Origin of the sequence: Georgenia daeguensis (genome assembly GCF_039537705.1) — a bacterium.
GTDB lineage: Bacteria > Actinomycetota > Actinomycetes > Actinomycetales > Actinomycetaceae > Georgenia > Georgenia daeguensis.
In genome coordinates this window covers 266,786-291,426 of sequence record NZ_BAABBA010000001.1, presented here as the reverse complement: position 1 = coordinate 291,426, position 24,641 = coordinate 266,786, and the positions used below count along the sequence as shown (strand labels likewise).

Genomic DNA, 24,641 nt, shown 5'->3' with positions numbered 1-24,641 from the left:
CGCCCGTCCGAAGCGCCGCGGCACCCCCGGAGGAAGACACGCATGATCGAGATCTCGGCATCCGCAACCTCGGCGGCCGTGACCATAGAGGGAGATCTCGATCTCGCCGAACGAGAGCGGTTCCCCGAGGTCACCGCCCGGGTCAGCGGCCTGCGCCGTCAGCTGCTCGTTCTGGACCTGTGCCGGGTGACGTTCATGGACTCGACCGGTGCGGCCTTCCTCATGGCGTTGGCGGACGCGTCCGCCAGGCGCGGCGGGGCGACGGTGCTGCGCGGGGCGAGCGAGCGGGAGCTGTTCGTGCTCGAGGTGTGCGGGGCGCTCGACATGTTCCGCATCGACGACCAGCACCGGTGCAACGTCCAGAGGGGCAAGCTCTCCGCCTGACCCGCCTCGGTCGGGTGGACCGCGAGAGCCCAGGCTGGGCCGGCCGGGGCCTGCCGACGCGAGCGTCGGAGGGGTCAGTCCCCCGACGCCTCCGCGCCCGGGTTCCCCGGCCTGCCGTTCTCTGACCTGACACCCTCGACCTTGCCGGGCTCCAGGCGCAGGCGCGCCCAGACAACCTTCCCGCCGCCGGCGGGCCGCCATCCCCAGTCCGCCAGCCGGTCGACGATGTGCATGCCGAACCCACCGACGCGCGAGGCGTGGTGCTCACGGGTCACCGGAGGTGCCGGGTTCGCGTCCTCGACCTCCATGCGCAGGCCGTCGCCGGTGGCCTGCAGCCGCAGCCCGATCCGCCCCCAGCCGTGCATGACCGCGTTGGCCATCAGCTCCGAGATGACGAGCTCGGCCGCGCCGACGTCGGTGATGCCCCAGGCCTCGCAGGCCCGGCGCACGGCGTGGCGGGCGCGACCGATGGAGGCGGCGTCGGCCGGCAGCTGCCAGCGACGACGACGGGGGGCTGCGCCGTCGTGGTTCTCGTCATGGCCGCCGGGGACGCGGATGACGACGACGGCGACGTCGTCCTCGGGCGCGTCGGCCAGCTGGAGGAGCTCCTCCCCCACGCCGGCCGCGTCGGGGGCGTGCACGGCGGAGGAGAGCTCGACCAGCGCCTCGAGGCCCTCGCGCATGCCACGGTCGCGTCGCTCGACCAGGCCGTCGGTGTAGAAGACGAGGACGTCACCGGGCAGCACCTCGGCCCGGGCGGTGGCGCGGCCGCTTCCGCCGAACCCGATGAGAGGGCCGCCCGCGCCGTCGAGCGTGGTGACCTCCTCGCCGCGGACCAGCAGGGCGGGCAGGTGGCCAGCGCGGGAGTAGGCCAGGTCCCACGCGTCCTCGCCCCGCCGGGACAGGGTGGCGTAGACCAGGGAGGCGGTGCGGGGGATGCGCATGCCCGTGACGAGGCTGTCCACCCGACCCAGCACGGTGCCCGGGTCCACCAGCTCCTGGGCGTAGGCGCGCACGACGGAGCGGAGCTGCCCCATGGCGGCGGCCGCCTCCACGTCGTGACCGACGACGTCGCCGATGACCACCGCGACGGTCTCCTCGTCGAGGTGCACCACGTCGTACCAGTCGCCGCCCACCTGGGCGTGCTCGACGTTGGGCGCGTAGTACGTCCAGACGTCCAGGCCCGGCACGTCCGCCTGCTCGGGCAGCATCGAGCGCTGGAGCGTCTCGGCCAGGGTGTGCTCGCGCACGTACAGCTGGGCGTTGTCCATGGCCATGCCGACCCGGCGCGCCACCAGCTCGAGGACGGTCCCGACCTCGTCGGGCAGGATCGCGATCGCCTCCTCCCCCACCCCGAGGTCCGGCACGCCGGAGATGCGCGCGGCCGTGGGCCCGCGGTGCGGGAGGGCGACGAACAGCGCGAGCGTGCGCTGACGCCCGAGGACCGGCAGGACCAGGACGCTGCCCTCGGCGCTGGGCATCTCGTCAAGCCGGGGGCGCAGCCGCTCCAGGAGCTCGGCGGTGACGGTGCCCGGCACCCCGGTCTCGCCCGGCTCGAGCCGCACCGTGCGCATCGTGGTGCCCTCGAGGAGGTCGAGCACGGGGTCCTGGGCGAGATCCTCGGCGGAGACGCGGCGACGGCGGACGTCGGGGTGGTCGACGATCGCCTCGACCTCCTCGAGCTCGCGCCCGAGGACGAAGAAGCCGCTCCACGCCACCACCTGGCGGGTGACGAGGTCGGCGATGGCACGCAGCACGTCGGCGGAGTCGGGCTCCTGGAGGAGGTCCGAGACCCGGGCGACGATGCTCAGGGCCAGCCGTGCCCGACGTTCGATGTCGAGGCGGACCTGCTCGAGCTTGGCGTTCTCGACCTGGGCCGAGACGTCGCGGACGACCGCGGCCCACAGCTTCCAGTCCGAGGCCGGCACGTCCAGCGGGCTCAGGTCGAGCTCGGCCCACAGCCGCCTGCCGTCCGCCCTGCCCACCAGGGCCGTCACCCGCGTCGCGCGGCCGCCGGCGAACGCCTCCGCGAGCTCGCGGGCGCCCTTCTCGTCGATGCCGGTGAGCCGGAGAAGCTCCGATCCGCCCTGGAGGAGGCGGGTGCGGCTGATGCCCGACAGCTCCACGGCGGCGTCGTTCGCCATCAGCACCCGCCAGGACCCGTCGGCGTGCTGGGCGACGACGATCACGCCGTCGGGGAGCTGGCGCAGCACGGTCAGGGCTGCGTTGGCGGCCAGCAGGTCACCCGTCGGTTCGGGGGCAGGCAGAACGAGGGCGTCGTCCTCTCCGACACCTGCGGTCGGTGGGGCGGAATTGCCCATCAGCGTCTCCGATCGTCTAGCGTTCCCTACGATGCCCCGCGAACCGGCGGGACGCACATGTTGACCGTCATGCGGCGAGAGGATGAGCGGTGCACGAGGTGACGCAGGAACCACCCCGCCCGGAGAAGGGTGCCGGCACCACCCCGGTGACGTCCGAGACCGGGTCGGTCCACGTGATGGTCTCACGGGAACGGACACGACTCGTCCTCTCGGGCGAGGTCGACGCCACCCTCGGCGCGGACCTGTCGGAGGCGGTGACCGACGCGGAGCGGGTCGGCCTGCCCGTCGAGATCGACGCGCGCCACGTCACGTTCATGGACTCCTCCGGGGTCTCGATGCTGGCCCGCCTCGCCCACCGCACGCCCGGGCGCCTGACGCTCATCCAGCCGCCCGACGTCGTGCGGTTCCTCCTCGAGGTCACCCGTATCGGCGAGGTCGTCGACGTGCTCGACGCCGACCCCGGCTTCCCGGCCGAGTCGACCCCGGAGCCCGACCCGGCCGCCTGACCTGCGCCCCGCCGTCGTCGCGCGGCCGTGACGGCTCTCCTCCCGCGGAGGTGAGCGAAGGGCCCGGCTCCCTCGCGGGATGCCGGGCCCTCGCCCTTCGCCTCTGGCGTCAGGCCATCTTCTGGCCGGCCGAGCGCAGCTGCTGGCACGCCTCGACGACGCGCTGGGCCATGCCGGCCTCAGCGGCCTTGCCCCAGGCGCGGGGGTCGTACTGCTTCTTGTTGCCGACCTCGCCGTCGATCTTCAGCACGCCGTCGTAGTTCTTGAACATGTGGTCCACCACCGGGCGGGTGAAGGCGTACTGCGTGTCGGTGTCGATGTTCATCTTGATGACGCCGTTGTCGACGGCGAGAGCGATCTCCTCGGCGGTCGAGCCCGAGCCGCCGTGGAAGACGAGGTCGAACGGGCTGTCCTTGCCGACCTCCTTGCCCACGACCTCCTGGATCTGGCCCAGGAGCTCCGGGCGCAGCTTGACAGCGCCGGGCTTGTAGACGCCGTGGACGTTGCCGAAGGTCAGGGCGGTGAGGTAACGGCCCTTCTCGCCCGTGCCGAGGGCGCGCACGGTGGCGAGGCCGTCCTCGGGCGTGGTGTAGAGCTTCTCGTTGATCTCGGCCTCGTGGCCGTCCTCCTCGCCGCCGACGACGCCGATCTCGATCTCGAGGATCGTGCGCGCCTTCTGGGAGAGCTCGAGGAGCTCCTCGGCGATGACGAGGTTCTCGTCCAGCGGCACGGTGGAGCCGTCGAACATGTGCGACTGGAAGGTGGGGAGCTGGCCGGCGGCGACCTCCTCGGCCTCCAGGGCGAGGAGCGGCTTCACCCAGGAGTCGAGGTTCTCCTTGACGCAGTGGTCGGTGTGGAGCGCGACGGTGATCCCGTAGCCGTTCGCGACCTCCTTGGCGTAGGCGGCCAGCGCGCGCGTGCCCGCGACGCGGTCCTTCACGGTGGAGCCGGAGGCGTACTCGCCGCCACCGACGGAGACCTGGAGGATGCCGTCGCTCTCGGCCTCGGCGAAGCCGCGCAGCGCCGCGGTGATCGTCTGCGACGAGGTGATGTTGATGGCGGGGTACGCGAAGCGGCCGGCCTTCGCGCGGTCGATCATCTCGGCGTAGGACTCGGGGGTTGCGATGGGCACGTGGGTCTCCTGTGCTCGACGAATCGGTACGGGCTCGATCATTCCATCTCCCCCGGCCGTTACCTAAGCCTGTCGTCCCGGGTGAGCGCCCTCACACCACGGGCTCAGAGAGCCTGTCGTCCCGGGTGAGCGCCCGCACACCGTGGCTCAGATCGGGTTCCCCGCCGAGTCGGTCGGCCGGGCGTGCTGGAGCATCCAGGCGTGCATGGCGACGGCGGCCGCCGCGCCGGCGTTGATGGAGCGGGTGGAGCCGTGCTGGCTGATGTGGAGGATCGCCTCGCAGCCGGCCCGCGCCTCGGCGGACAGCCCGGTGGACTCCGACCCGAACACCATGAGCGCCTCGCGGGGCAGCTCACGCCCCTCGATCGGCACGGAGCCGGGAACGTTGTCGATGCCGAGCACCGGCAGCCCGCGCTCGGCGGCCCAGGCGAGCAGGGCGGCGACGTCGCCGTGGTGGCGCAGATGCTGGTACCGGTCGGTGACCATGGCGCCGCGCCGGTTCCAGCGGCGCCGCCCGACGATGTGCACCTCGGCGACGGCGAAGGCGTTGGCCGTGCGCACCACGGAGCCGATGTTCATGTCGTGCGCGAAGTTCTCGATCGCGACGTGCAACGGGTGCCGCCGGGTGTCGATGTCCGCGACGATCGCCTCGACGGTCCAGTACCGGTAGCGGTCGACCACGTTACGGCGGTCGCCGTCGCGCAGGAGCTCGGGGTCGTAACGCGGGTCGTCGGGCCAGGCGTCCGGGCCTCCGGGCCACGGCCCGACGCCGACCTCCCCCACTCCGTCGGCGCTCGTCCCGTCGGCCTTGGCGGCCGTCACTGGTTCATGAGCTGTCACTGGTTCATGAGGACGACGGCGACGCCCGCCACGACCACCACCGCGGCCGTGATGAGAAGGGCGACCGGCATCGGGTGCCGCTGGGCGAACGGGATCGTGCCGGGGAAGGCAGCCTCGACCTCGCGGGGCGAGAGCGGGCGCTCAGTGCGGGTGGGGGTGATGCCGAGCGAGCCGGCGAGCGCCGCCACGTCCTGCGGGTCCCAAATGTCCGAGCGGACCAGCAGGAGCCGGCGGCCGGCGCGGTCGCGCACCAGCGTGGTGAGGTAGGTGCCGCGGTCCGCGCCGCCGACCGGCCGGAACGGGAACAGCAGCACCTGCCCCACGTCCGCGAGGGCGAAGGAAGTTCTGCCGAGGAGGCGAGTGCGTTCCAGGCGAAGCGGGGTGACCACGATCCTCGACCGGCGCAGGTGCAGTGCCAGGACCAGCGCGCACAGCGCCAGCAGGACGCCCACGACCGCCAGGCCGGGCAGTCCCCGGCGCAGGACCGAGAACGCGGCCGCGGCCAGGAAGACCGGCGAGATGGCACCGGCCGAGCGCCACAGCTGGCTCCGGCTCGGCCGGAGCACCGCTGTGCCGTCCGGTCCGCGCCGCAGCTGCGTCACCTGCTGGGCACGGCCGGAACCCGCGAACGGACCGGCGCCGGGGAACTGCTGCCCGGCGTAGCCGTAGTGGTGCTGCTGCGCGGCGTACCCGTAGGACTCCCCCGCGAGTGGGCCGACGGGGTCGTACGACGCCGCCGGGCCGTGCTCCCCCGCGGGCCGGCCGCTGCGACCGGGCACGTAGGCCCCGTAGCCGGACGGCGGCTGCGCCGTCGGGTCCGGCGTTCCGGCACCACTCATCATTTTCCTCCCTCGGCGGTCCGGTGAACGGTAGCGCGACGTGAACTCTTCCTGCGGGGAAATCGGCTTCGTTCCGCAGCTGCCACGGTTGCATCAGTTGACGCGCGGCTCCGTCTTCGGCCGTGCAGGCGCCGCCGACCGCCCTGGGGCCGTTCCAGCCACGCTCGGTAAGGTCAGGCCCTGGAAGGCCCGGGTGCGACGCCCGGACCGAGCGGACCGGGAGATGCGATGAGCGGGCAGATCGAGAACTGGTTGACGGACATGGACGGGGTGCTCGTCCACGAGGGGCTGGCGCTGCCCGGTGCCGCCGACTTCATCGCGCGGCTCACCGAGCTCGAGCGTCCGTACCTGGTGCTGACCAACAACTCGATCTTCACCCCGCGGGACCTCTCGGCCCGCCTCGCAGCCTCCGGCTTCAGCGTCCCGGAGGAGCGCATCTGGACGTCGGCGCTCGCCACGGCGACGTTCGTGTCCCAGCAGATGCCGGGCGGACGGGCCTACGTGATCGGCGAGGCCGGCCTGACGACGGCGCTGCACGAGAGCGGCTACATCCTCACCGACACGAACCCCGACTACGTGATTCTCGGCGAGACCCGTACCTACTCCTTCTCCGCGATAACCCGGGCCATCCGGCTGATCCGCGACGGTGCGCGCTTCATCGCGACGAACCCCGACCCGACCGGCCCCTCCAGCGAGGGGCCGCTCCCGGCGACGGGCGCCGTCGCCGCCATGATCACCAAGGCGACCGGGCGCAATCCTTACTTCATCGGGAAGCCGAACCCGGTGATGATCCGGGCCGCCCTCAACCGCATCGACGCCCACTCGGAGAACACGGCGATGGTCGGGGACCGCATGGACACCGACATCCTGGCCGGCATGGAGGCCGGGCTGCGCACCTACCTCGTGCTGACCGGCTCGACGACGGAGTCCGACGTCGAGAAGTACCCCTTCCGTCCCAGCGAGGTGCGAGCGTCCATCGCGGACCTGGTCGACCTCGTCTGACACGGGACCGCGCGACCCAGCCCGTCGGCACAACGCGGCCCAGCCCGCCGGCACAACGCGGCCCAGCCCGCCAGCACAACGCGGCCCGGCGCGGCCCGGCGCGGCCCGGCGCGGCCCAGTGCGCCGAGCGCCAGGCGTGCCGGGACCTGGGCTCGCCGTGGCGTGCCGCCCCGCGTCAGTCCAGGCCGAGGTCGGCGAGCCCGAGGGCGGCCAGGTAGGGCACGCCTGCCGCGGACTCGATGGCCTCGCGCGCGCCGGTGTCACGGTCGACGACGACCGCGACGGCCGCGACCTCCGCGCCCGCCTCGCGCAGCGCCTCGATGGCCGTCAGCGGGCTGCCTCCGGTGGTGGAGGTGTCCTCGAGCACGACGACCCGTCGGCCTGCGACGTCGGGCCCCTCGACCCGCCGGCGCATGCCGTGGCCCTTGGCCTCCTTGCGCACGACGAAGGCGTCGACGTCCAGGCCGCGCGACGCGGCGGCGTGGAGGATCGCCGTCGCCACAGGGTCCGCCCCCATGGTCAACCCGCCGACGGCGTCGATCTCACCGGCACCGAAGCCGGCCTCCTCGAGCATGTCCAGCATCACGTGCCCGATCAGCGGAGCGGCCGCGTGGTGCAGGGTCGCGCGGCGCATGTCCACGTAGAAGTCGGAGGTCAGGCCGGAGGCGAGCGTCACCTCGCCGCGGACGACGGCCAGCTCGCGGACCAGCTGCGCCAGGTGGGCGCGCGGGGTGTCGTTGGGGGTGCTCACGGCCGCCAGCCTAACGGCGCCGAAGAGCCGGGCCAGCACCGGGATCGGTCAGAACGGCGGTTCGTCGGCGCACTCCCATCCCTCTCGAGGCAGGGCAGTCACTCGCCCGTCAGGAGTCCGGCGGTACCGATGCCCGCTGGGGGTGGTCCAGATCAGCTCGCCGGGGGCGGGCTGCTCGACCCGAAAAGCCCCGCTGGACTTCCCTGAGTGATCCCGCTCGCACATGGACGCCAGGTTCCACGCCGCGGTGGGGCCGCCGTTGAGCCAGGACAGCGTGTGGTCCAGCTGGCAGGACCGGGCGGGAACTGAGCACCCGGGCGCCACGCAGGTGCCGTCTCGTTCGCGCACCAGGCGGGCCAGATCTGCCGGGGGCCGGTAGACGGTCCGCCCCACGTCCAGCACCGTATCCGTGAACGGGTCGACGACGATCCGCCGCCAGGTCCCGCCCGCTGCGAGTGCGCGGGCGACCTCCGGGGTGACCGGACCGACGCCGTCGATGTACGCCACCGGTTCGTCCGGCTCGTCACCGAAGGTGTCCATCGGGTGCGGCGCTCGGACCGGGGCTCCGCACGAGCCCCCGTCCTCGCCCAACCCGCCGGCGCCGCCCAGCCCGCCGACTCCGCCCAGCCCACCGGCACCACCCTGGCCCCGGGCCCCAGCCTCCCCGACGCCAGCGGTGCCGCTGGTGCCGTGCCGGTCAGCGCCGACCGCCACGAGGGAGGCCCCGCAGCAGCCCGTCCGCGCTGCCTCGGGGTCAACGTCCGCCGGGAGTGCCACAGCGAGCGGGACGGTGACGTTGATCTTGACCCGGTCGGACAGGGCAAAGGTGCCCGTCGGCCCCGAGGGGCCAGGCGCCGGGCCGATCCGTCCTGCCGCCAGCGTCGCGGCCGACATCGCGATCAGGGCGTCGAACCGTAGCTGGTCCGCGGATCGCGCGTCGCCGGCGGCGCGCCCCGCCACCGCAGCGGCCTGCAGGGTCGCGTCCAGGACCACGAGCTCGTGTGCCGGCCCGACAACGTGGACCGAGGCCGTCCCGTCCACCCCCGGCTGCAGGTGCGTCACGTGCCGCTTCACCGCCGCCCGCCGCTCCCGGTCGCGCGCATCCTGCGGCGACGCCTGGACCAGCGCGGCGTTGATGTCGCGCTGCAGCTGCGGATGTGTGCGCCGCGGCGCCCCCGGCAGCACCGCGTCCTGCACTCCCCACGCCACCGGACCGGGCTGACCCGACAGCGCAGTGACGATCATCGCGGCCTTGCGCGCATCGATCTGGCCGGCCGCCAGCGCCTCGCCTGTCGGGGCCAGCACCCCGGTGAACGCCTCCCCCAGGTCAACCAGCTTGGCCGCCTCGGCGCGCGTCACCCCGAGCCGCATCGCGAGCTCGTCCGCCGCGAAGTCGAGCTCCTTCACCGAACGACGAGTCACGAGGCGGCCGTGCATCGAGTCGCGCCCGGCCAGCGCGGCAGCTGCTCGCGCCGCGCCCGCCGCCGCGGCCGCCTCGACCCGCTTGAATGCGGCGACGACCTCTACCGCGGCGTAGTCATCGACCTCTCCGGGGTCCACCGACAGCAGCAGCTCCATCAGCTCACCGTCCGGCAAAGCCCCGCCGAGCAGCCCCGCAGTCTCCTCCTCCCGGGACAACGCCGCGCCGACAGGCCCCTCGGCCGCCGCACCGACGCTTCCGTGCCGACCGCACCCGGCACCCAGCCGACACCACAGGCACCGCTCCGGGCCTGGACCTACGTCGTCCTCCTGGCCAGTCCCGCCAGCCACCGAATCATCTTCGATCATGTGTTCGAACATAGACGTGGCCGCTGACATTCGCCGTCCCACCTCCCCGCGGTGTGGACCGGGCGTCATCCGGCGCACGTGTGGACGACGACGAACGGCCGTCGAGGCAGCAGCCGGGATCAGGCGATCGCGCGCCCGCTGGTGGCGGGCCCGGCCACCGCGCGCACGAGCCGGCGCGGCGCGAGCCGCAGCGCCACGCCCGCCGCGGCGTAGCGCAGCGACGGCGTGACGATGACCTGCCCTCGCCGGACCGCGCGCAGGGCGTCCGAGGCGACCTTGTCGACGCCGACCCAGGCGGCGCGCGGCCACGTCGAGGCGTCGAGGCCGGCGTTGGCGTGGAACTCGGTACGCACCAGCCCGGGGCACAGCACGGTGGCGGTCACCCCCGTGCCGTCGAGCTCGCCCGCGAGCGCCTCGGTGAAGGTCACGACCCACGCCTTGTGGGCCGCGTAGGTGCCCATCGTGGTGAAGGCGGACATCGAGGAGACGTTCAGGAGGGCACCCCGGCCGCGGCCGACCATTGCCTCGGCGGCGGCCTTCGAGAGCACGAGCACCGAGCGGACCATGACGTCCAACGCCCGCTCCTCGCGGGCCAGGTCCCCGCCCAGCATGTGCTGCCCCAGCCCGAAGCCCGCGTTGTTGACCAGCAGTCCCACGGGCCGGCGCTCCTGGCGGAGCCGGGCCACGACGTCGTCACACCCCTCCGGCGTCGCCAGGTCGGCGGGCAGCACCTCGACGTCCACCCCCGCCGCCGAGCGGATCTGGTGCGCGACCTTCTCGAGCCGGTCGGCGGTGCGGGCGACGAGCACGAGGTGGTGCCGGGCGGCGGCGAGCTGCCACGCCAGCTCGAGTCCGATCCCCGAGGTAGCGCCGGTGACGAGGGCTGTTCCCATGCGGCCAGGGTAGGGGCCGCCACCGGTAGCGTTCTCGTCCATGAGGCTGGCGACGTGGAACGTGAACTCCATCCGGACGAGGGTCGACCGGGTGCTGGCGTTCCTCGAGCGGTCCGGGACCGACGTGCTCGCCATGCAGGAGACCAAGTGCCGGGAGGACCAGTTCCCCCACCTCGCCTTCCAGGCAGCCGGTTACGAGGTGGTCCACCACGGGTTCAACCAGTGGAACGGCGTCGCCGTCGCCTCCCGCGTGGGAATCTCCGACGTCCAGACCGCCTTCGAGGGCATGCCCACCTGGGGCGACCCGGCCGGCGCCGAGGCCCGGGCGCTCGGCGTCACCTGCGACGGCGTGCGCGTGTGGAGCCTGTACGTGCCCAACGGCCGGGTGCTGCACGACCCGCACTACGAGTACAAGCTCCAGTGGCTCGCCGCGCTGCGCGAGGCCGCGGGGACGTGGCTGCGGTCCGACCCCGACGCGCGGATCGCGCTGGTGGGCGACTGGAACATCGCGCCGCGGGACGAGGACGTCTGGGACATGTCCGTCTTCGACGGCGCCACGCACGTCTCCCCGCCCGAGCGCGAGGCCTTCCGTGCGTTCGAGGACGTGGGGTTCATCGAGGTGACGCGGCCGTACGTGGACCAGTACACGTACTGGGACTACCAGCGGCTGCGCTTCCCGCGGAACGAGGGCATGCGGATCGACTTCGTGCAGGCGTCCCCGCAGCTCGCCGCGAACGTTGTGGGCGCGCGGATCGACCGCGACGAACGCAAGGGCAAGGGCGCCTCCGACCACGTGCCGGTGATCGTGGACGTCGACTGAGATGAGCGGCAACCAGCTCCCCGACGCTCCCCCACCGGCCGACCGGCCCCAGGGCCCGTGGCCGGTGGAGGCTCCGTGGGCCGCGCCGGGCGGAGCGGCGCACGCCCCGCACACGGTCCCGGACAGCGGCGACGACCCGCACGCGCTCACGGGGAGCGGCCCCGGCCCGCGCGCGCTCCCCGACGGCGCGTACGCCCCGCGCACCTGGCATGCCCCGCCCGCGGACCCCGGCCACGCCGCGCGCAACGGCCGTGCCGGGCGCGCGCTCCCGAGCACTGGGTATGCCGCACGCACGGGCCGCCCCGCCGCCGGCCTCACCCGCACCGATCCGGTCAGCGTGGCCGCGCTGATCACCGGGGTGCTGCCCACCGGCCCGGTGGCGGCGGTGCTCGGCGTCCTCGGCATCCGCCGGACCGGCCGCGGCCGTCGTCCCGGGCGGCCGCTCGCCGTCGTCGGCCTCGTCCTGGGGCTCGCCTGGACGGTGGTCGCCGTGGCGGCAGGCGCGAGCCTGCTGCGCGGGCCGGCGCTCGACGGCGACGTCCCCGACCCCGTCGGGATGGCGTCGGCGCACCTGCGGGAGGGCAACTGCGTGCGCAACCTGCCCGCGAGCGGAGAGGTGCGCCGCGTGAGCCTCGTGCCGTGCGCCGACCCGCACACGGCCCAGGTCATCCATGTGGGCGCGCTGACCCAGGAGGCCGCCCGGCCGGAGGACGGGTACGAGGAGGGCCGCCTGCTGTGCCAGGACGCCTCGGCGGCGAGGGACACACAGGGGGCCGACGTCGACGTCGTCACCCTCGTGCCGGCGTCCGGCACCACGCCGGTGGTGTGCCTGGTCGAGTGGCCGACGCCGGTGCAGACGGACCTGGTGAACTGACCGCGGAGGTCCGTGACCGGCGCGGGAGCCGCACGAGAGAGGCGTCGGTAGGGTTTCCGGCATGACGTCTTCGTGGGGACAGGGCGGACCGGGCGGTCCGCAGCACATGCCCGGACCCGCGCAGACGGCACTGCCCTTCGGGCAGTACTTCGGTTCCGGCCAGCCGCACAACTCCCTGCCGCCGCGCCCCGTCTCGACGACGGCGGGCCGTGCCGTCGGCATCGCGGGGATCCCGGTCGGGGTGTTCCTCGGGCCGATGGGCGTCGCGCTGGGGATCATCTCGTTCCTGCAGGCTCGACGCGGCAACGGTCCGACCGGCTACGGCATCGCCGCGATGATCGTGGGCGGGCTGTCCACGCTGGCCCTGACGCTGTTCATCCTCGCCGCCACGGCGGCCGCGCTGTCCACCGTCGGCCCGGACCAGCGCCCCGAGGGCTCGGGGAGCGGGAGCGAGGTGCCGATCGGCTCCATGGCGGTGGGTGAGTGCGCCCTCGAGGCCGACGCCGCCCAGCCCGTCGTCACGCTGATCGACTGCGCCGAGTGGCACCAGGCCGAGGTGTACGCCGAGGTCGACCTCGGCGACGGCCCTTACCCCGGCGAGGACGCCGTCGTCGAGGCATCCGAGACGCTCTGCGTCGACGCGGCCAACGCCTTGATCCCGCCCTCCGCCGACGTCACGGACATCGCCGTGTCCGTCGTGGTGCCCGACTCCGCCGCCTGGGACGAGGGCGTCACGTTCGCCCGGTGCGTCGCGCTGGATCTCTCCGGACGCAACATGGTGGGCAGCATCACCGAGGGCACGCTGCAGACCCGCTGACCACCCGCCGCACCGCCCCGCGCCGGTGAGACGTCACCTCGAAGCTGGCAGCTCACCGGCTGGGGCGGCGGGTCACCGGGAGGGGCGGTGCCTCACCGCGAGGCGCGGTGACTCACCGCGAGGCGCCGGCGGCGAGGATGTCGTCGGTCAGCCGCGGCCACACCTGGGCCGCCCACTCGCCGAAGGGCTTAGCTCCGAGGAACGCGGTGGCCAGCCCGGCGTCGGGATCGACCCACAAGAAGCTGCCGCGCTGACCGAAATGGCCGAACGTGCGCGGGGAGGAGGTCGACCCCGTCCAGTGCGGCGACTTGTGGTCGCGGATCTCGAAGCCGAGCCCCCAGTCGTTGTTCTCCTGGCGTCCGAAGCCTGGGAGCACGCCGGAGAGCCCGGCGAAGACGACGGTGGTCGCCTCGGCGAAGAGCTCTGGTCCGACAAGGGTCGGCCGCAGCAGCTCGCGCCCGAGCACGCCGAGGTCGTCGGCGCTGCCGGTGGCCCCGGCGGCGGGCGAGCCCTCCATGAGGACCGTCGACATGCCGAGCGGCTCGATCACGGTCTCCTCCACCCACACGCCGAAGTCCCGTCCGACGGCGTCCTCGACGTGCTCGGCGAGGAGCTCGATCCCGAGGTTGGAGTACACGCGGCGCCGCCCGGGCGCGGACAGCGTGGCGCCCGAGTCGAACGGGACGCCCGAGGCGTGGGCGAGGAGATGGCGGACGGTGGCCCCCTCGGGGCCGGCCGGGTCGTCGAGGCGGACCATGCCGCGCTCGACGGCGACCAGGGTCGCCGTCGCCGAGAGCAGCTTGGTCACCGACGCCCAGGCGAACGACGTCGCGGTCTCGCCGTAGGTGTTGAGGACGCCGTCCGCGTCGCTCACCACCACGCCGACGGGGAAGTCCAGGTCCTGCAGCGATCGGAAGATGTCCACCGATCCAGCCTGCCACGGACGGGTGAACGGGTCGGCGAGTGGTCATCGCCGCGCTTCCGTGTGGCCACCACGGCCGCCGTCCAGTAACCGGACGGGCGGTTCGGTGAGCCGCTCTCCTGCAGCGGCCGATGGCGTGACTCCGTCAGGGTCTGCCGGACGAAGGCACGCCACTGCCGGGCGGACCGGGGCAGGGGAGCCCGCGCGCGTGGGCGAGCGCCCGACGCCGGCCGCCGCACCCCGGTCCAGCCACCACGGCTCAGCCACCGCGGTGCAGCCACCGCCGGCTCAGCCGACCGGCTGCTCCGCCCGGACCGTGAGCACGAGGCCCTGCTCCGCGTGACCGCCCTCGCCGAACGCCGCGGCGGCCTCGAGCTCGGGCCGGTCGACCACGACGGTGTCGCCGTCGTGCACCTGCGCGCCGAGCAGCATCTTCGCCAGCTGGTCGCCGATCTCGCGCTGGACGAGGCGGCGCAGCGGCCGGGCACCGTACGCAGGGTCGAACCCCTCGAGCGCCAGCCACTCGCGAGCCGCGTCGGTGACCTCCAGGCGCACCCGGCGGTCGGAGAGCCGGCGGGCCAGCCGGTCCACCTGCAGGTCGACGATCGAGCCGAGCTCGTCCACCGTGAGCGCGTCGAAGAGGACGATGTCGTCCAGGCGGTTGAGGAACTCCGGCTTGAAGTTCGCCCGCACCGCCTGCATGACCGCCTCCCGCTTCGCCTCCTCCGGCAGCGACTGGTCCACGAGGAACTGCGAGCCGAGGTTCGAGGTCAGCACGAGGATGGTGTTGCGGAAGTCCACCGTGCGGCCCTGGCCGTCGGTGAGGCGGCCGTCGTCGAGCACCTGGAGGAGGATGTCGAAGACCTCGGGGTGGGCCTTCTCCACCTCGTCCAGCAGCACCACCGAGTAGGGCCGGCGACGCACGGACTCCGTGAGCTGGCCGCCCTCCTCGTAGCCGACGTACCCCGGAGGGGCTCCGACGAGCCGGGCCACCGAGTGCTTCTCGGAGTACTCCGACATGTCGATGCGGATCATCGCCCGCTCGTCGTCGAAGAGGAAGTCCGCCAGGGACTTCGCCAGCTCGGTCTTGCCCACGCCGGTGGGCCCGAGGAACAGGAACGACCCGGTCGGCCGGTCGGGGTCGGAGACGCCGGCACGGCTGCGCCGGACCGCGTCCGAGACGGACCGCACGGCGTTGCGCTGGCCGATGAGGCGCTGGCCGATGACGTCCTCCATGTGCAGCAGCTTCTCCGTCTCGCCCTGGAGCAGGCGCCCCACGGGGATGCCGGTCCACGCGCCCACGACCTCGGCGACCTCCTCCGCGGAGACGCGGTCGGCGATCATCGGGGCCTGCCGCTCGCTCTCCTTGGCCTGCGCCTCGGCGGCCTCGGCCTCGGCGATCTCCCGCTCGACCGCGGGGATCTCGCCGTAGAGCAGCCGGGAGGCGCGCTCGAGGTCGGCCTCGCGCTGGGCCTTCTCGGCCTCGGTGCGCAGGGCGTCCAGGCGGGACTTCAGGTCACCGACGCGGTTGTGGCCGGCCTTCTCCTGCTCCCACCGCGCGGTGAGCGAGGCGAGCGCCTCCGAGCGGTCGGCCAGCTCGGCGCGGAGCTTCTCGAGCCGCTCCTGGGCGGCGTCGTCGTCGGCGTCCTCGGACTCGGTGAGGTAGGCCTCCTCCATCTTCAGGCGGTCCACCTGCCGTCGCAGCACGTCGATCTCCTCCGGGGAGGAGTCGAGCTCCATGCGCAGCCGCGAGGCGGCCTCGTCCACGAGGTCGATGGCCTTGTCGGGCAGCTGACGGCCGGTGATGTAGCGGTCCGAGAGCGTCGCGGCGGCCACCAGGGCGCCGTCGGAGATCGTCACCTGGTGGTGCGCCTCGTACTTCGGGGCGATGCCGCGCAGGATCGCGACCGTGTCCTCCACCGAGGGCTCGCCGACGAAGACCTGCTGGAAGCGGCGCTCGAGCGCCGGGTCCTTCTCGATGCGCTCGCGGTACTCGTCCAGGGTGGTGGCGCCGACCAGGCGCAGCTCGCCGCGCGCGAGCATGGGCTTGAGCATGTTGCCGGCGTCCATGGAGCCCTCGGCCGCGCCGGCGCCGACGACGGTGTGCAGCTCGTCAATGAAGGTGACAATCTCGCCGTCGGAGTCCTTGATCTCCTGCAGTACGGCCTTGAGGCGCTCCTCGAACTCGCCGCGGTACTTCGCGCCGGCCACCATGCCGGCGAGGTCGAGCGCGATGAGGCGCTTGCCGCGGAGGGACTCGGGGACGTCGCCGTCGACGATGCGCTGGGCGAGACCCTCGACGACGGCGGTCTTGCCGACGCCGGGCTCGCCGATGAGGACCGGGTTGTTCTTGGTGCGCCGGGACAGCACCTGGACGACGCGGCGGATCTCGGCGTCACGGCCGATGACGGGGTCGAGCTTGCCGTCGCGGGCCGCCGCGGTGAGGTCGTTGCCGTACTTCTCCAGGGCCTTGAACGTCCCCTCCGGGTCCGGCGAGGTGACCTTGGCGGAGCCACGGACGCTCGGCAGCGCGGCGAGCAGGCCCTCCCGGTCAGCGCCGGCGGAGCGCAGGATCTCCCCGGCAGGGCTGGTCGAGGACGCGAGCGCGATCAGCAGGTGCTCGGTGGAGACGTACTCGTCGCCGAGCGCCTTGGCCTCGTTCCCGGCGTCGGTGATCATCGTCATCGTCGGGCGGGAGGTCTGCGGCTGGGCGACGGAGGCTCCCGACGCGCCGGGCAGGGTGGCGAGCGCGGCCTTCACCCGCTGCGTGATCGCGGCGCGGTCCGCGCCGACGGCGTCGAGCAGGGCGACGGCGACCCCGCCCTCCTGCTCGAGCAGGGCGGCGAGGACGTGGACCGGCTCGAGCTGCGGGTTGCCCGCGGTCGAGGCGGCCTGGATCGCGGAGGCGATCGCCTCCTGCGACTTGGTGGTCAGCTTGGTGTCCATGGGACCTCCGGGGTTGGTTCAAGGGTGCTGCCGATCTCAACCGCGACAAAGTTGAGTCTATTCCGCTCAAGGCTGGTGTCCACCGCACGAGCAGCTGAGTCACCGACCGGCGGGGGCCGGCCGCCGGACCGGGACGTTCGCCCCTGTCGGGCGCCGTGCCGGGCGTGCTCCACTGGGAGCGGAGGCCTCTGCGATGGGCGTCGGCACGCGTCACGAGCGGCGGGGCACCCGCCCTGCGACGCGTCCGCGCGGCCCGGAGCGGCGCGGCCCGGAGCTGCCCGGCCCGGACCTGCGCGGCCCGGAGCTGCGCGGCCCGGCGGCCGGCCGCGCACAGCGCGATCGCCCCGCAGGCGAGCGCGGCCGCGACGCCTGGGCCGACAACCTCAAGACCCTGCTGGTGGCCGGGGTCATCCTGGCCCACGCGATCATCGCCTGGACCGGCGTGGGCAACTGGGTCCTCACGGTGACGCCGGTGCGCGACCCGCTCCTGACGCTCCTCCTGCTCGTCTCGCTGGTCGGCAACCTCTTCGGCATGGCGACCTTCTTCTGGATCGCCGGCATGTACTCCCCACCGTCGCTGCGGCGCAAGGGGCCACGCAGGTTCGTCGCCGACCGCGCCGTCCGGCTCGGCGTCCCGCTGGTGTTCTTCGTCATCGTCCTCGCACCCTTCGTCGAGTACGTCGACTCCTCCAACGCCGACTGGAGCGGCGGGTTCTGGGCGCTGGCGCTGACCGTGGTCTGGGTCCCGCCGCTGAGCGGCCAGCTGCTGCCGCCCGCCTGGGGGCCCACGTGGTTCCTCGCCGTGCTGCTGCTGCTCTCCGCGGCCTACGCCCTGGTTCGTCGCGTCGTCCCGGCTCCTCACCGCGCCTCGGATGCACCGCCGGCTCCCGCCCTGCGCGGGCGGTACCTGGCCGCGGCGGCGGTGGTCGTCGCGGCGGCGAGCTACCTGGTCCGCCTGGCGGTGCCGCTCGGTGACGAGTGGTTCCGGCTGCCTGTCGCCCAGGCGCCGGCCTGGGTGGTCGGCTTCACCCTGGGCGTGCTCGGCGCCGAGCGCGGCTGGTTCCACGACGGCGCGCTCGCCCGCCGCGCCGGCCGGGTCGCGTGGGCCACCGCCGGGGCGACGGCGCTCATGGTCGCCGCCGCCTCTGCCGCCGGGTCCAACCTGGCGCTCTTCGCGGGCGGCGGCACCTGGCAGTCGCTCCTCGCCGCGACGCTCGAGGGCGTCCTGACCGTGACGGTGCCGGTCTGGCTCGTCGACGTGTTCCGGCGGCGGCTCGACCACCAGGGCCCGGTCGCGCGGCGGGCGGGCCGCGCCGCCTTCGCCGCGTTCGTCCTGCACCAGCCGATCCTCGTGGCTCTGGCGCTCGGCTCGGAACGGCTGGCATGGCCGCCGGAGCTCGCGTTCGCGGCCGTCGCGGCGACCGCGGTGGTCGCCTCCTTCGGCCTCGGCGCGCTCGCCGTGCGCCTGCCGGGCGTCTCGAGGGTCGTGTGACGCCGCCCGGCGGGCCGAAGGTCTCGGTTCTCGGGCGCGGGCCGGTCGTAGCGTCGGAGATGGACGACGACGTCGGCGACCTCCGGCGTCGAGGCACCGACTGCGAGGTCATCGTGAACGCAGGGCCGTGGAGCAGCGGGGGGTCGAGGACTCTCTCGACGACCGGCAGACGCCCCGGGGGCGCCCCGCCCGGCACGCTGCGACGCCTGCGGGTGCCGGCCACCGCCGTCGGCCTCCTCACCCTGCTCACCGGGTGCGCGAACGCCACCTCCGCCGGCGGGGCGGGCCCGGACCACCGGGGCGAGATCGACCTCGTCCTGCCCGACCTCGGCGCCACCACCGTCCTCGGCATCCCCGGCACCACGGTGCTCTGGCTCGGCCTCGTGGTGTGCGCGCTGGGCCTCGCCTCGGGGCTGGTCGCCTCCGTCCAGCTGCGCCGCCTGCCGGACCACCCGTCCATGCGCGAGATCGCCGATCTGATCTACACCACGTGCAAGGCCTACCTCGTCCAGCAGGGACGCTTCCTCGTCCTGCTGTGGACGTTCATCGCCGCGGTGATCGTCACCTACTTCGGCGTCCTGGTCGCCATGCCGTGGGGCAAGGTGGCGATCGTCGTCGCGTTCAGCCTCGTGGGGATGGCGGGGTCCTACTCGGTGGCCTGGTTCGGGATCCGGGTGAACACCCTCGCCAACTCGCGCACCGCGTTCGCCTCCCTCGCCGGACGGCCGCTGCCCGTGCACCGCATCCCGATGAAGTCCGGCATGTCGATCGGCATGGTCCTCATCAGCCTCGAGCTCGGCACGATGCTGATCATCCTGCTGCTCCTGCCCGCCGACGTCGCCGGGGCCTGCTTCATCGGGTTCGCCATCGGCGAGTCCCTCGGCGCGGCGGTCCTGCGCATCGCCGGCGGGATCTTCACCAAGATCGCCGACATCGGTTCGGACCTGATGAAGATCGCGTTCAAGATCAAGGAGGACGACGCCCGCAACCCCGGCGTGATCGCCGACTGCACCGGCGACAACGCCGGCGACTCCGTGGGTCCGAGCGCCGACGGCTTCGAGACGTACGGCGTCACGGGCGTCGCCCTGGTGACGTTCGTGCTGCTGGCCGTGGAGGACCCGGCGCTGCAGGCGAGCCTGCTGGTGTGGATCTTCACCGTGCGGATCGCCATGGTCGTCACCTCCGGCCTCGCCTACCTCGTCAACGACGCCGTCACCCGGGCGAAGTTCTTCCGCGCCGACCGGCTCAACTTCGAGACACCGCTCACCGCCCTGATGCGGCTGACCTCGGTGCTGTCGGTGGCCGCGACGTTCGCGGTGGCCTGGGCGGTCCTGGCGCAGAGCACCCCTGACGGCCTGTGGTGGAAGCTCGCGACCATCGTCTCCTTCGGCACCGTGGCCGGAGCGCTCATCCCCGACCTGGTGCGGGCGTTCACCTCCACCGGCAGCCGGCATGTGCGCGAGATCGTCAAGAGCTCGCGCCAGGGCGGGGCGTCGCTGAACATCCTCTCCGGCCTCGTCGCCGGCAACTTCTCCGCGTTCTGGCTCGGGATCGTCGTCGTCGCGCTCACCGGCGGCGCGTACCTGGTGAGCCTGCAGGGCCTGGACGCGCTCATGCTGGCCCCCGCGGTCTTCGCGTTCGGGCTGGTGGCGTTCGGCTTCCTGAGCCTGGGCCCGGTGACCATCGCGGTCGACTCCTACGGGCCCGTCACCGACAACGCCCAGAGCGTCTACGAGCTGTCGATGATCGAGGAGATCGACGGCGTCGAGGAGGAGATCCGCCGCGAGCACGGGTTCGAGGTCCGGTGGGAGCGCGGCAAGCAGATGCTCGAGGAGAACGACGGCGCCGGCAACACCTTCAAGGCCACCGCCAAGCCCGTCCTGATCGGCACGGCCGTCGTCGGCGCCACGACGATGATCTTCTCCATCATCATGGCGCTCACGGACGGCCTGACCAGGGACCTGGACAAGCTCTCCCTCATGCACCCGCCGTTCCTGCTCGGGATCGTCACCGGAGGCTCGGTCATCTACTGGTTCACCGGCGCCTCCATCCAGGCCGTGACCACCGGGGCCTACCGGGCGCTGGAGTTCATCCGCCGCACCATCCGGATCGACGAGGGCGCCACCCGGGCGTCCGCCGAGGACTCGCGCCGCGTGGTGGAGATCTGCACCCAGTACGCCCAGAAGGGCATGCTCAACATGTTCCTCGGGGTGTTCTTCGCGACGCTGGCCTTCGCGTTCGTCGAGCCCTACTTCTTCATCGGCTACCTCATCTCGATCGCCGTCTTCGGCCTGTACCAGGCGATCTTCATGGCCAACGCGGGCGGGGCGTGGGACAACGCCAAGAAGATCGTCGAGGTCGACCTGCACGCCAAGGGCACGGCGCTGCACGACGCGACCATCGTGGGGGACACGGTCGGTGACCCGTTCAAGGACACCTCCTCGGTGGCGCTGAACCCGGTCATCAAGTTCACGACCCTGTTCGGGCTGCTCGCCGTCGAGCTGGCCGTCTCGCTGACCGCGCAGGGCCGGCAGACCCTGGTGCTGGCGCTCGCCGCGGTCTTCTTCGCGATCATGGTGGTCTTCGTGCTGCGCTCCTTCTACGGCATGCGCATCCGCACCTCCCTCGCCGACGACGCGGGACCGGCGGTCGAGGAGACGGACGGTGCCTCCCCCGGCGCGGGGCACGCCGCGCCGGCCGACATCAGCACGCGGCCCGGGACCGAGGCGGGGGACGTCCCCGCCGTGGAGGCGGGCGAGCCGTCAGGGCGGGAGGTCCGCACGCGCCGCGAGCGGACCGGCGCAGGAAAGGGTGAGCAGCGATGAACGTGGCCGTGCGTCTCGGCGACATCCAGCTCGAGGGCGGGGGCGTCGGCGGGCACGACGCCGGCGCGACGCTGGTGCGCCGGCTGCTGCGCGTCTTCCCCGGGGCGCAGGTGATCGGGCCCGAGCGACGCTCGGGAGCGGTCGACGTCGTCCCGCTCGACCAGGTCGACGGCTCGCGCACCGTGGTGGTGAACATGGACGTGATCGACTCCGTCGCGGTGTGGCAGGAGCTCGCGGGCCGCTGCGAGCGCCCGCAGGTGATGAACCTCGTGTGGTGGAACCCCTCGCGGTACACGCGCACCGTCGACGTCGCAGCGCTCGCGCTGTCCTGCGCGCTCTTCCCCACGTTCTGCAACTCCGAGCGCACGGCCACCGAGGTGCGCGAGCTGGTCGCCTCCTGGACGGTCCCTCGCCTCGCCGAGCGCGCGCGGATCGCGTGGGTGAACCTGGGCGTGCGGCTCGACCACGTCCGCCCGCGGCAGGAGCCGCCGGTGCCGGTGGTCCTCTACCCGGCCATCTACCTCTCCGACCGGAAGCGTCCCGACCTGTTCCTCCGGGTGGTCGAGCGGGTCGCCGCCCGGACGCCGATCCGGGTGGAGGCCCGCCTGCACGAGTCGCACCTCGTCACCGAGCGGGCGATGGCCCTGTCCCGCAAGGAGTGGGCCTGGATCAGCCCGCTCACCGCGAGCCGCGAGAGCTACTGGGACGCGCTGGCCCGGACGACGGCGTTCCTCGCCACGGCCGAGGAGGAGTCCTACGGCCTGGAGTACGTCGAGGCGCTCGTCGCAGGAGCCGTCGGGATCTTCCCCGACCGCCCGTGGGTGCGCGGCATCGTGCCGGAGGGCTACCCGTTCGTCTACCGCACCGCCGACGAGGCGGAGTCGATGCTCCTGCGTGCCGTGTCCTCCCCCGCGGCGTGCCGCGCGGAGATGGACCGGGCCGCCGGCGGCGACTTCGCCGCGTGGCTCCGGGCCCGGCACGACGACGACACGTTCGACCACGCGATCACGGCCCGGATGATGGAGTGGTTCGGCGTGGGCGCCCCCGTCCCGGCGGCCTGAGGACCCCGGGGGCCTGGGGAGTCCACCCGCCCCGAGGAGCACCCGCGCCGCGGCGACGAACCGGGCCGGCGCGGGGGCGTTGCCCGGGGGGCCGGGCGTCCGGCGTGCGCCCCGGGGCGCGAGGCGCGACGATCGTGGCAGCGCGCGACCGCGCGCACGATTCGGAGGTCCTCATGAGCACGTCCGACAGCCCCGGCCCGGTCCACCACGACCCGGCGCGCGACCGCGCGTCGGTCTCGTCGCCGTCGGCCGACTCGCCCGACGAGGTGCCGGCCAGCCCCGGCCCGCCGCCGGGGTCGATCCCCGGCCAGCACGACGAGGTCGTCGAGCCCGCCACGCACGGCCGCCACGCCGCCGACCGCAGGATCGACCGCACGGTCGACCGCGAGCCGGGCGAGGTCAGCTCGCCCGACGAGCCGAAGAGCCCGGGTCCCACGCCCGGGACGGTCCCGGGCAACATCTGATGGGTCTGGACGACCTGGCGCGCAAGGCGCGGGAGGCCTGGCAGGTCGAGAAGGAGCAGCGCCTGCGCTCGGGGAACGGCCCGACGGCGGACACCGAGCCGCCGTCGACGCCGGACCCCTCCACGCCCGACCCCGAGCCCGAGCGCAACCCGGAGCCCGGGACGGTGCCTGAGCCGGGGACCGTACCGGGGGCCCCGGCGGACCCCACGGTCCCGCCCACCACTCCCCCGACCGACCCGCCGGCCCGCCCGACCGGGCCCGTCGGCGCCTCTCGGGCCACCTGAGCCCTCGATGTGCTGATCTGGTCGCTGTCAGCAGCCACATCGGCACACTGAGGAGCGCTCCCTCGGTGTGCTGATCTGGTCGCTGTCAGCAGCCACATCGGCACACTGAGGAGCGCGCCCTCGATGTGCTGATGTGGTCGCTGTCAGCAGCCACATCGGCAACCTCGTGCGGCGTCGGGCGGCTCGCCCGCTCCCTCAGGCGGGCAGGCCCGGTGCGAACGCGGGCCACGGGTCCGCGGCCTCGAGCTGGGCCGCGAGCGCCAGCAGGGTCTCCTCCTGGCCGGTGCGCGCCCCGAGCATGACCCCGAAGGACAGCTCGGTGCCGTCCACCGTCGCGCGGTGCAGCGGCAGACTGATCGCCGGCGCCCCGATGATGTTCCACGCCGACGTCCAGGGCGTGAACGCCTTCTGCGCCTGGAAGTCGGCGGCCGGGTCGACGTCGTCGCGCATGGAGCCGATCCGGACGGGCGGCTGGGCGAGCGTCGGGCTGAGGATCACGTCGAAGGCCGACCACGCCAGCGCCGTCTGCCGTGTCAGCCGCTGCCCCCCCGACACCGCGTCGGCGTACTGGGCGCCGGTGACGGACCGGCCGGTCTCGCGCATCCACCGGGTCAGCGGGACCAGCCTCTCCTCGCCGCCGGGCGGCAGCGGCGCGAGCAGCGCGCCGACCGACCACAGCGGCATGAAGGCGTCCCACTCCGACTCCCCGAAGGGCAGCGGTGCCCGGTCCACGTGGTGCCCGAGGCCCTCGAGCAGGCGCACGGCCCGGTCGACGGCCGCGAGCGCCTCGGGGTGCACCGGGGCGTCGGCCATGTTGATCGGCTCCGTCAGCACGCCGACCCGCAGCCTGCCGGGCTCGCGCCCGCACGCGCCGAGGAAGGTGCCGCGCGGGGCGGGCAGGAGGTAGGTGTCGCCGGGCCACGGCTCGGCGAGCACGTCGAGGAAGGCGGCGGTGTCGCGCACCGTCCGCGTCAGCACGCCGTCGGTGCCCAGGCCCGAGCCGTCCACCCCGTGGGGCCCTCTCGAGACCCGGCCGCGGGAGGGCTTCAGGCCCACGAGGCCGCAGGCGGCGGCGGGGATGCGGATCGAGCCGCCGCCGTCGCTGCCGTGCGCGGCCGGCACGATCCCGGCGGCCACCGCGGCTGCGGCCCCGCCGCTGGAGCCGCCGGCGGTGCGGCCCAGGTCCCAGGGGCTCCGGGCGGGGGGCGCCACGTCCGGCTCCGTGTAGGGCGGCAGGCCGAGCTCGGGGGTCGTGGTCTTGCCGACCATGAGGGTGCCGGCCGCCCGGAGGAGCGTGGTGACGCCGTCGTCGACCGGCGCGACGAAGCCGGCGAGGGCCGCCGAGCCGGCCTCGAACGGCAGCCCGGCCACCATCGTCAGGTCCTTCACCGGAACCGGCACGCCGAGGAAGGGCGGGAGCGCGCCGTCGTCCCCCGCCGCGGAGCCGACGCCGGCGAGCAGCTCCTCCGCCTCGGCGGCCTGGGCCCGGGCGCGCGCGTCGGCGACGTGGACGAACGCCCCGACGCCCGGCCCCAGCCGGTGCGCGCGTTCGAGCGTGTGCTCGGCGACCTCGCCCGGGGAGACATCCCCCGCCCGCACCGCGGCGGCGAGGTCGAGGGCGGACAGCTCGTGGATCTGCGTCATGCCCCGACCGTAGCCCGGTCCGGCGCGAGCCCGGCC

Annotated in this window: 21 protein-coding genes; 11 read left to right on the top strand and 10 right to left on the bottom strand. The window is 73.7% G+C overall.

Annotation, left to right across the window (positions count from 1 at the left end):
- The first annotated feature begins 42 nt into the window (after nt 1-42).
- A complete protein-coding gene (locus tag ABD774_RS01400; protein WP_345036788.1) occupies nt 43-384 on the top strand; it encodes an STAS domain-containing protein in 342 nt (113 codons plus the stop codon).
- Nucleotides 385-458: 74 nt separating this feature from the next.
- Here ABD774_RS01400 and ABD774_RS01395 read toward each other — a convergent pair whose 3' ends face one another.
- On the bottom strand, nt 459-2,705 hold the full coding sequence (locus ABD774_RS01395; protein WP_345036787.1) for an ATP-binding SpoIIE family protein phosphatase: 2,247 nt from the start codon (nt 2,703-2,705) through the stop codon (nt 459-461).
- An 89-nt stretch (nt 2,706-2,794) separates the two neighbouring features.
- Between ABD774_RS01395 and ABD774_RS01390 the strand changes: the two genes are divergently transcribed.
- Entirely contained in the window at nt 2,795-3,211 is a 417-nt protein-coding gene (locus ABD774_RS01390; RefSeq protein WP_345036786.1) for an STAS domain-containing protein, read from the top strand.
- Nucleotides 3,212-3,320: 109 nt separating this feature from the next.
- Here the strand turns inward: ABD774_RS01390 and fbaA are convergent, their stop codons facing one another.
- The 3 genes from fbaA to ABD774_RS01375 form a co-directional block, all read right to left on the bottom strand.
- On the bottom strand, nt 3,321-4,343 hold the full coding sequence (gene fbaA, locus ABD774_RS01385; protein ID WP_345036784.1) for a class II fructose-bisphosphate aldolase: 1,023 nt from the start codon (nt 4,341-4,343) through the stop codon (nt 3,321-3,323).
- 147 nt (nt 4,344-4,490) lie between these two features.
- Nucleotides 4,491-5,165, bottom strand: coding sequence for a TrmH family RNA methyltransferase (locus tag ABD774_RS01380; RefSeq protein WP_345036781.1), 675 nt, complete (start codon nt 5,163-5,165; stop codon nt 4,491-4,493).
- Between the two features lie 14 nt (nt 5,166-5,179).
- Nucleotides 5,180-6,022 (bottom strand): hypothetical protein, encoded by an 843-nt coding sequence (locus ABD774_RS01375; protein ID WP_345036779.1) that lies wholly within the window; start codon nt 6,020-6,022, stop codon nt 5,180-5,182.
- Between the two features lie 228 nt (nt 6,023-6,250).
- Between ABD774_RS01375 and ABD774_RS01370 the strand changes: the two genes are divergently transcribed.
- Entirely contained in the window at nt 6,251-7,024 is a 774-nt protein-coding gene (locus ABD774_RS01370) for an HAD-IIA family hydrolase (protein WP_345036777.1), read from the top strand.
- A gap of 175 nt (nt 7,025-7,199) precedes the next feature.
- Here ABD774_RS01370 and pyrE read toward each other — a convergent pair whose 3' ends face one another.
- The 3 genes from pyrE to ABD774_RS01355 all read right to left on the bottom strand — a co-directional run bounded on the left by pyrE (nt 7,200) and on the right by ABD774_RS01355 (nt 10,456).
- The gene (pyrE, locus tag ABD774_RS01365) at nt 7,200-7,775 is read right to left on the bottom strand and encodes an orotate phosphoribosyltransferase (RefSeq protein WP_345036775.1); all 576 of its coding nucleotides are present in this window, start codon (nt 7,773-7,775) and stop codon (nt 7,200-7,202) included.
- A 48-nt stretch (nt 7,776-7,823) separates the two neighbouring features.
- On the bottom strand, nt 7,824-9,353 hold the full coding sequence (locus ABD774_RS01360) for an HNH endonuclease signature motif containing protein (RefSeq protein ID WP_345036773.1): 1,530 nt from the start codon (nt 9,351-9,353) through the stop codon (nt 7,824-7,826).
- Nucleotides 9,354-9,682: 329 nt separating this feature from the next.
- Entirely contained in the window at nt 9,683-10,456 is a 774-nt protein-coding gene (locus ABD774_RS01355) for an SDR family NAD(P)-dependent oxidoreductase (protein WP_345036770.1), read from the bottom strand.
- 40 nt (nt 10,457-10,496) lie between these two features.
- Between ABD774_RS01355 and ABD774_RS01350 the strand changes: the two genes are divergently transcribed.
- From ABD774_RS01350 to ABD774_RS01340, 3 genes are all read left to right on the top strand, one after another.
- On the top strand, nt 10,497-11,276 hold the full coding sequence (locus ABD774_RS01350) for an exodeoxyribonuclease III (RefSeq protein ID WP_345036768.1): 780 nt from the start codon (nt 10,497-10,499) through the stop codon (nt 11,274-11,276).
- A gap of 1 nt (nt 11,277) precedes the next feature.
- On the top strand, nt 11,278-12,150 hold the full coding sequence (locus ABD774_RS01345; RefSeq protein WP_345036765.1) for a hypothetical protein: 873 nt from the start codon (nt 11,278-11,280) through the stop codon (nt 12,148-12,150).
- A gap of 61 nt (nt 12,151-12,211) precedes the next feature.
- Entirely contained in the window at nt 12,212-12,967 is a 756-nt protein-coding gene (locus ABD774_RS01340; protein WP_345036763.1) for a DUF4190 domain-containing protein, read from the top strand.
- 112 nt (nt 12,968-13,079) lie between these two features.
- Here the strand turns inward: ABD774_RS01340 and ABD774_RS01335 are convergent, their stop codons facing one another.
- Entirely contained in the window at nt 13,080-13,892 is an 813-nt protein-coding gene (locus tag ABD774_RS01335; RefSeq protein WP_345036760.1) for a serine hydrolase domain-containing protein, read from the bottom strand.
- Between the two features lie 285 nt (nt 13,893-14,177).
- Entirely contained in the window at nt 14,178-16,835 is a 2,658-nt protein-coding gene (clpB, locus tag ABD774_RS01330; protein ID WP_345036758.1) for an ATP-dependent chaperone ClpB, read from the bottom strand.
- A gap of 193 nt (nt 16,836-17,028) precedes the next feature.
- On the opposite strand from clpB, the gene ABD774_RS01325 reads away from it, so the two are divergent.
- The 5 genes from ABD774_RS01325 to ABD774_RS01305 all read left to right on the top strand — a co-directional run bounded on the left by ABD774_RS01325 (nt 17,029) and on the right by ABD774_RS01305 (nt 22,961).
- Nucleotides 17,029-18,327: an acyltransferase family protein gene (locus ABD774_RS01325; protein WP_345036756.1), complete on the top strand. Its 1,299-nt coding sequence runs from the start codon at nt 17,029-17,031 to the stop codon at nt 18,325-18,327.
- Nucleotides 18,328-18,386: 59 nt separating this feature from the next.
- Entirely contained in the window at nt 18,387-21,152 is a 2,766-nt protein-coding gene (locus ABD774_RS01320) for a sodium-translocating pyrophosphatase (protein ID WP_345036754.1), read from the top strand.
- The gene (locus tag ABD774_RS01315) at nt 21,149-22,213 is read left to right on the top strand and encodes a glycosyltransferase family protein (protein WP_345036752.1); all 1,065 of its coding nucleotides are present in this window, start codon (nt 21,149-21,151) and stop codon (nt 22,211-22,213) included. Before ABD774_RS01320 ends, ABD774_RS01315 begins: the two co-directional genes overlap by 4 nt.
- Nucleotides 22,214-22,386: 173 nt before the next feature.
- Nucleotides 22,387-22,677, top strand: a complete 291-nt coding sequence (locus ABD774_RS01310) for a hypothetical protein (protein ID WP_345036749.1) — start codon at nt 22,387-22,389, stop codon at nt 22,675-22,677.
- A complete protein-coding gene (locus tag ABD774_RS01305; protein WP_345036747.1) occupies nt 22,677-22,961 on the top strand; it encodes a hypothetical protein in 285 nt (94 codons plus the stop codon). Before ABD774_RS01310 ends, ABD774_RS01305 begins: the two co-directional genes overlap by 1 nt.
- A gap of 195 nt (nt 22,962-23,156) precedes the next feature.
- Here the strand turns inward: ABD774_RS01305 and ABD774_RS01300 are convergent, their stop codons facing one another.
- Entirely contained in the window at nt 23,157-24,605 is a 1,449-nt protein-coding gene (locus ABD774_RS01300) for an amidase (RefSeq protein ID WP_345036745.1), read from the bottom strand.
- Between the last annotated feature and the right edge of the window lie 36 nt (nt 24,606-24,641).

Bases quoted from the DNA above. Each gene is read 5' to 3' on its own strand.
- ABD774_RS01315 (WP_345036752.1), top strand. From the start codon at position 21,149: ATGAACGTGGCCGTGCGTCTCGGCGACATCCAGCTCGAGGGCGGGGGC.
- ABD774_RS01300 (WP_345036745.1), bottom strand. From the start codon at position 24,605: ATGACGCAGATCCACGAGCTGTCCGCCCTCGACCTCGCCGCCGCGGTG.
- ABD774_RS01395 (WP_345036787.1), bottom strand. From the start codon at position 2,705: ATGGGCAATTCCGCCCCACCGACCGCAGGTGTCGGAGAGGACGACGCC.
- ABD774_RS01400 (WP_345036788.1), top strand. From the start codon at position 43: ATGATCGAGATCTCGGCATCCGCAACCTCGGCGGCCGTGACCATAGAG.
- ABD774_RS01310 (WP_345036749.1), top strand. From the start codon at position 22,387: ATGAGCACGTCCGACAGCCCCGGCCCGGTCCACCACGACCCGGCGCGC.
- ABD774_RS01340 (WP_345036763.1), top strand. From the start codon at position 12,212: ATGACGTCTTCGTGGGGACAGGGCGGACCGGGCGGTCCGCAGCACATG.
- ABD774_RS01350 (WP_345036768.1), top strand. From the start codon at position 10,497: ATGAGGCTGGCGACGTGGAACGTGAACTCCATCCGGACGAGGGTCGAC.
- ABD774_RS01370 (WP_345036777.1), top strand. From the start codon at position 6,251: ATGAGCGGGCAGATCGAGAACTGGTTGACGGACATGGACGGGGTGCTC.
- ABD774_RS01320 (WP_345036754.1), top strand. From the start codon at position 18,387: ATGGACGACGACGTCGGCGACCTCCGGCGTCGAGGCACCGACTGCGAG.
- ABD774_RS01360 (WP_345036773.1), bottom strand. From the start codon at position 9,353: ATGGAGCTGCTGCTGTCGGTGGACCCCGGAGAGGTCGATGACTACGCC.
- ABD774_RS01355 (WP_345036770.1), bottom strand. From the start codon at position 10,456: ATGGGAACAGCCCTCGTCACCGGCGCTACCTCGGGGATCGGACTCGAG.
- ABD774_RS01375 (WP_345036779.1), bottom strand. From the start codon at position 6,022: ATGAGTGGTGCCGGAACGCCGGACCCGACGGCGCAGCCGCCGTCCGGC.
- ABD774_RS01325 (WP_345036756.1), top strand. From the start codon at position 17,029: ATGGGCGTCGGCACGCGTCACGAGCGGCGGGGCACCCGCCCTGCGACG.
- clpB (WP_345036758.1), bottom strand. From the start codon at position 16,835: ATGGACACCAAGCTGACCACCAAGTCGCAGGAGGCGATCGCCTCCGCG.
- ABD774_RS01345 (WP_345036765.1), top strand. From the start codon at position 11,278: ATGAGCGGCAACCAGCTCCCCGACGCTCCCCCACCGGCCGACCGGCCC.
- ABD774_RS01305 (WP_345036747.1), top strand. From the start codon at position 22,677: ATGGGTCTGGACGACCTGGCGCGCAAGGCGCGGGAGGCCTGGCAGGTC.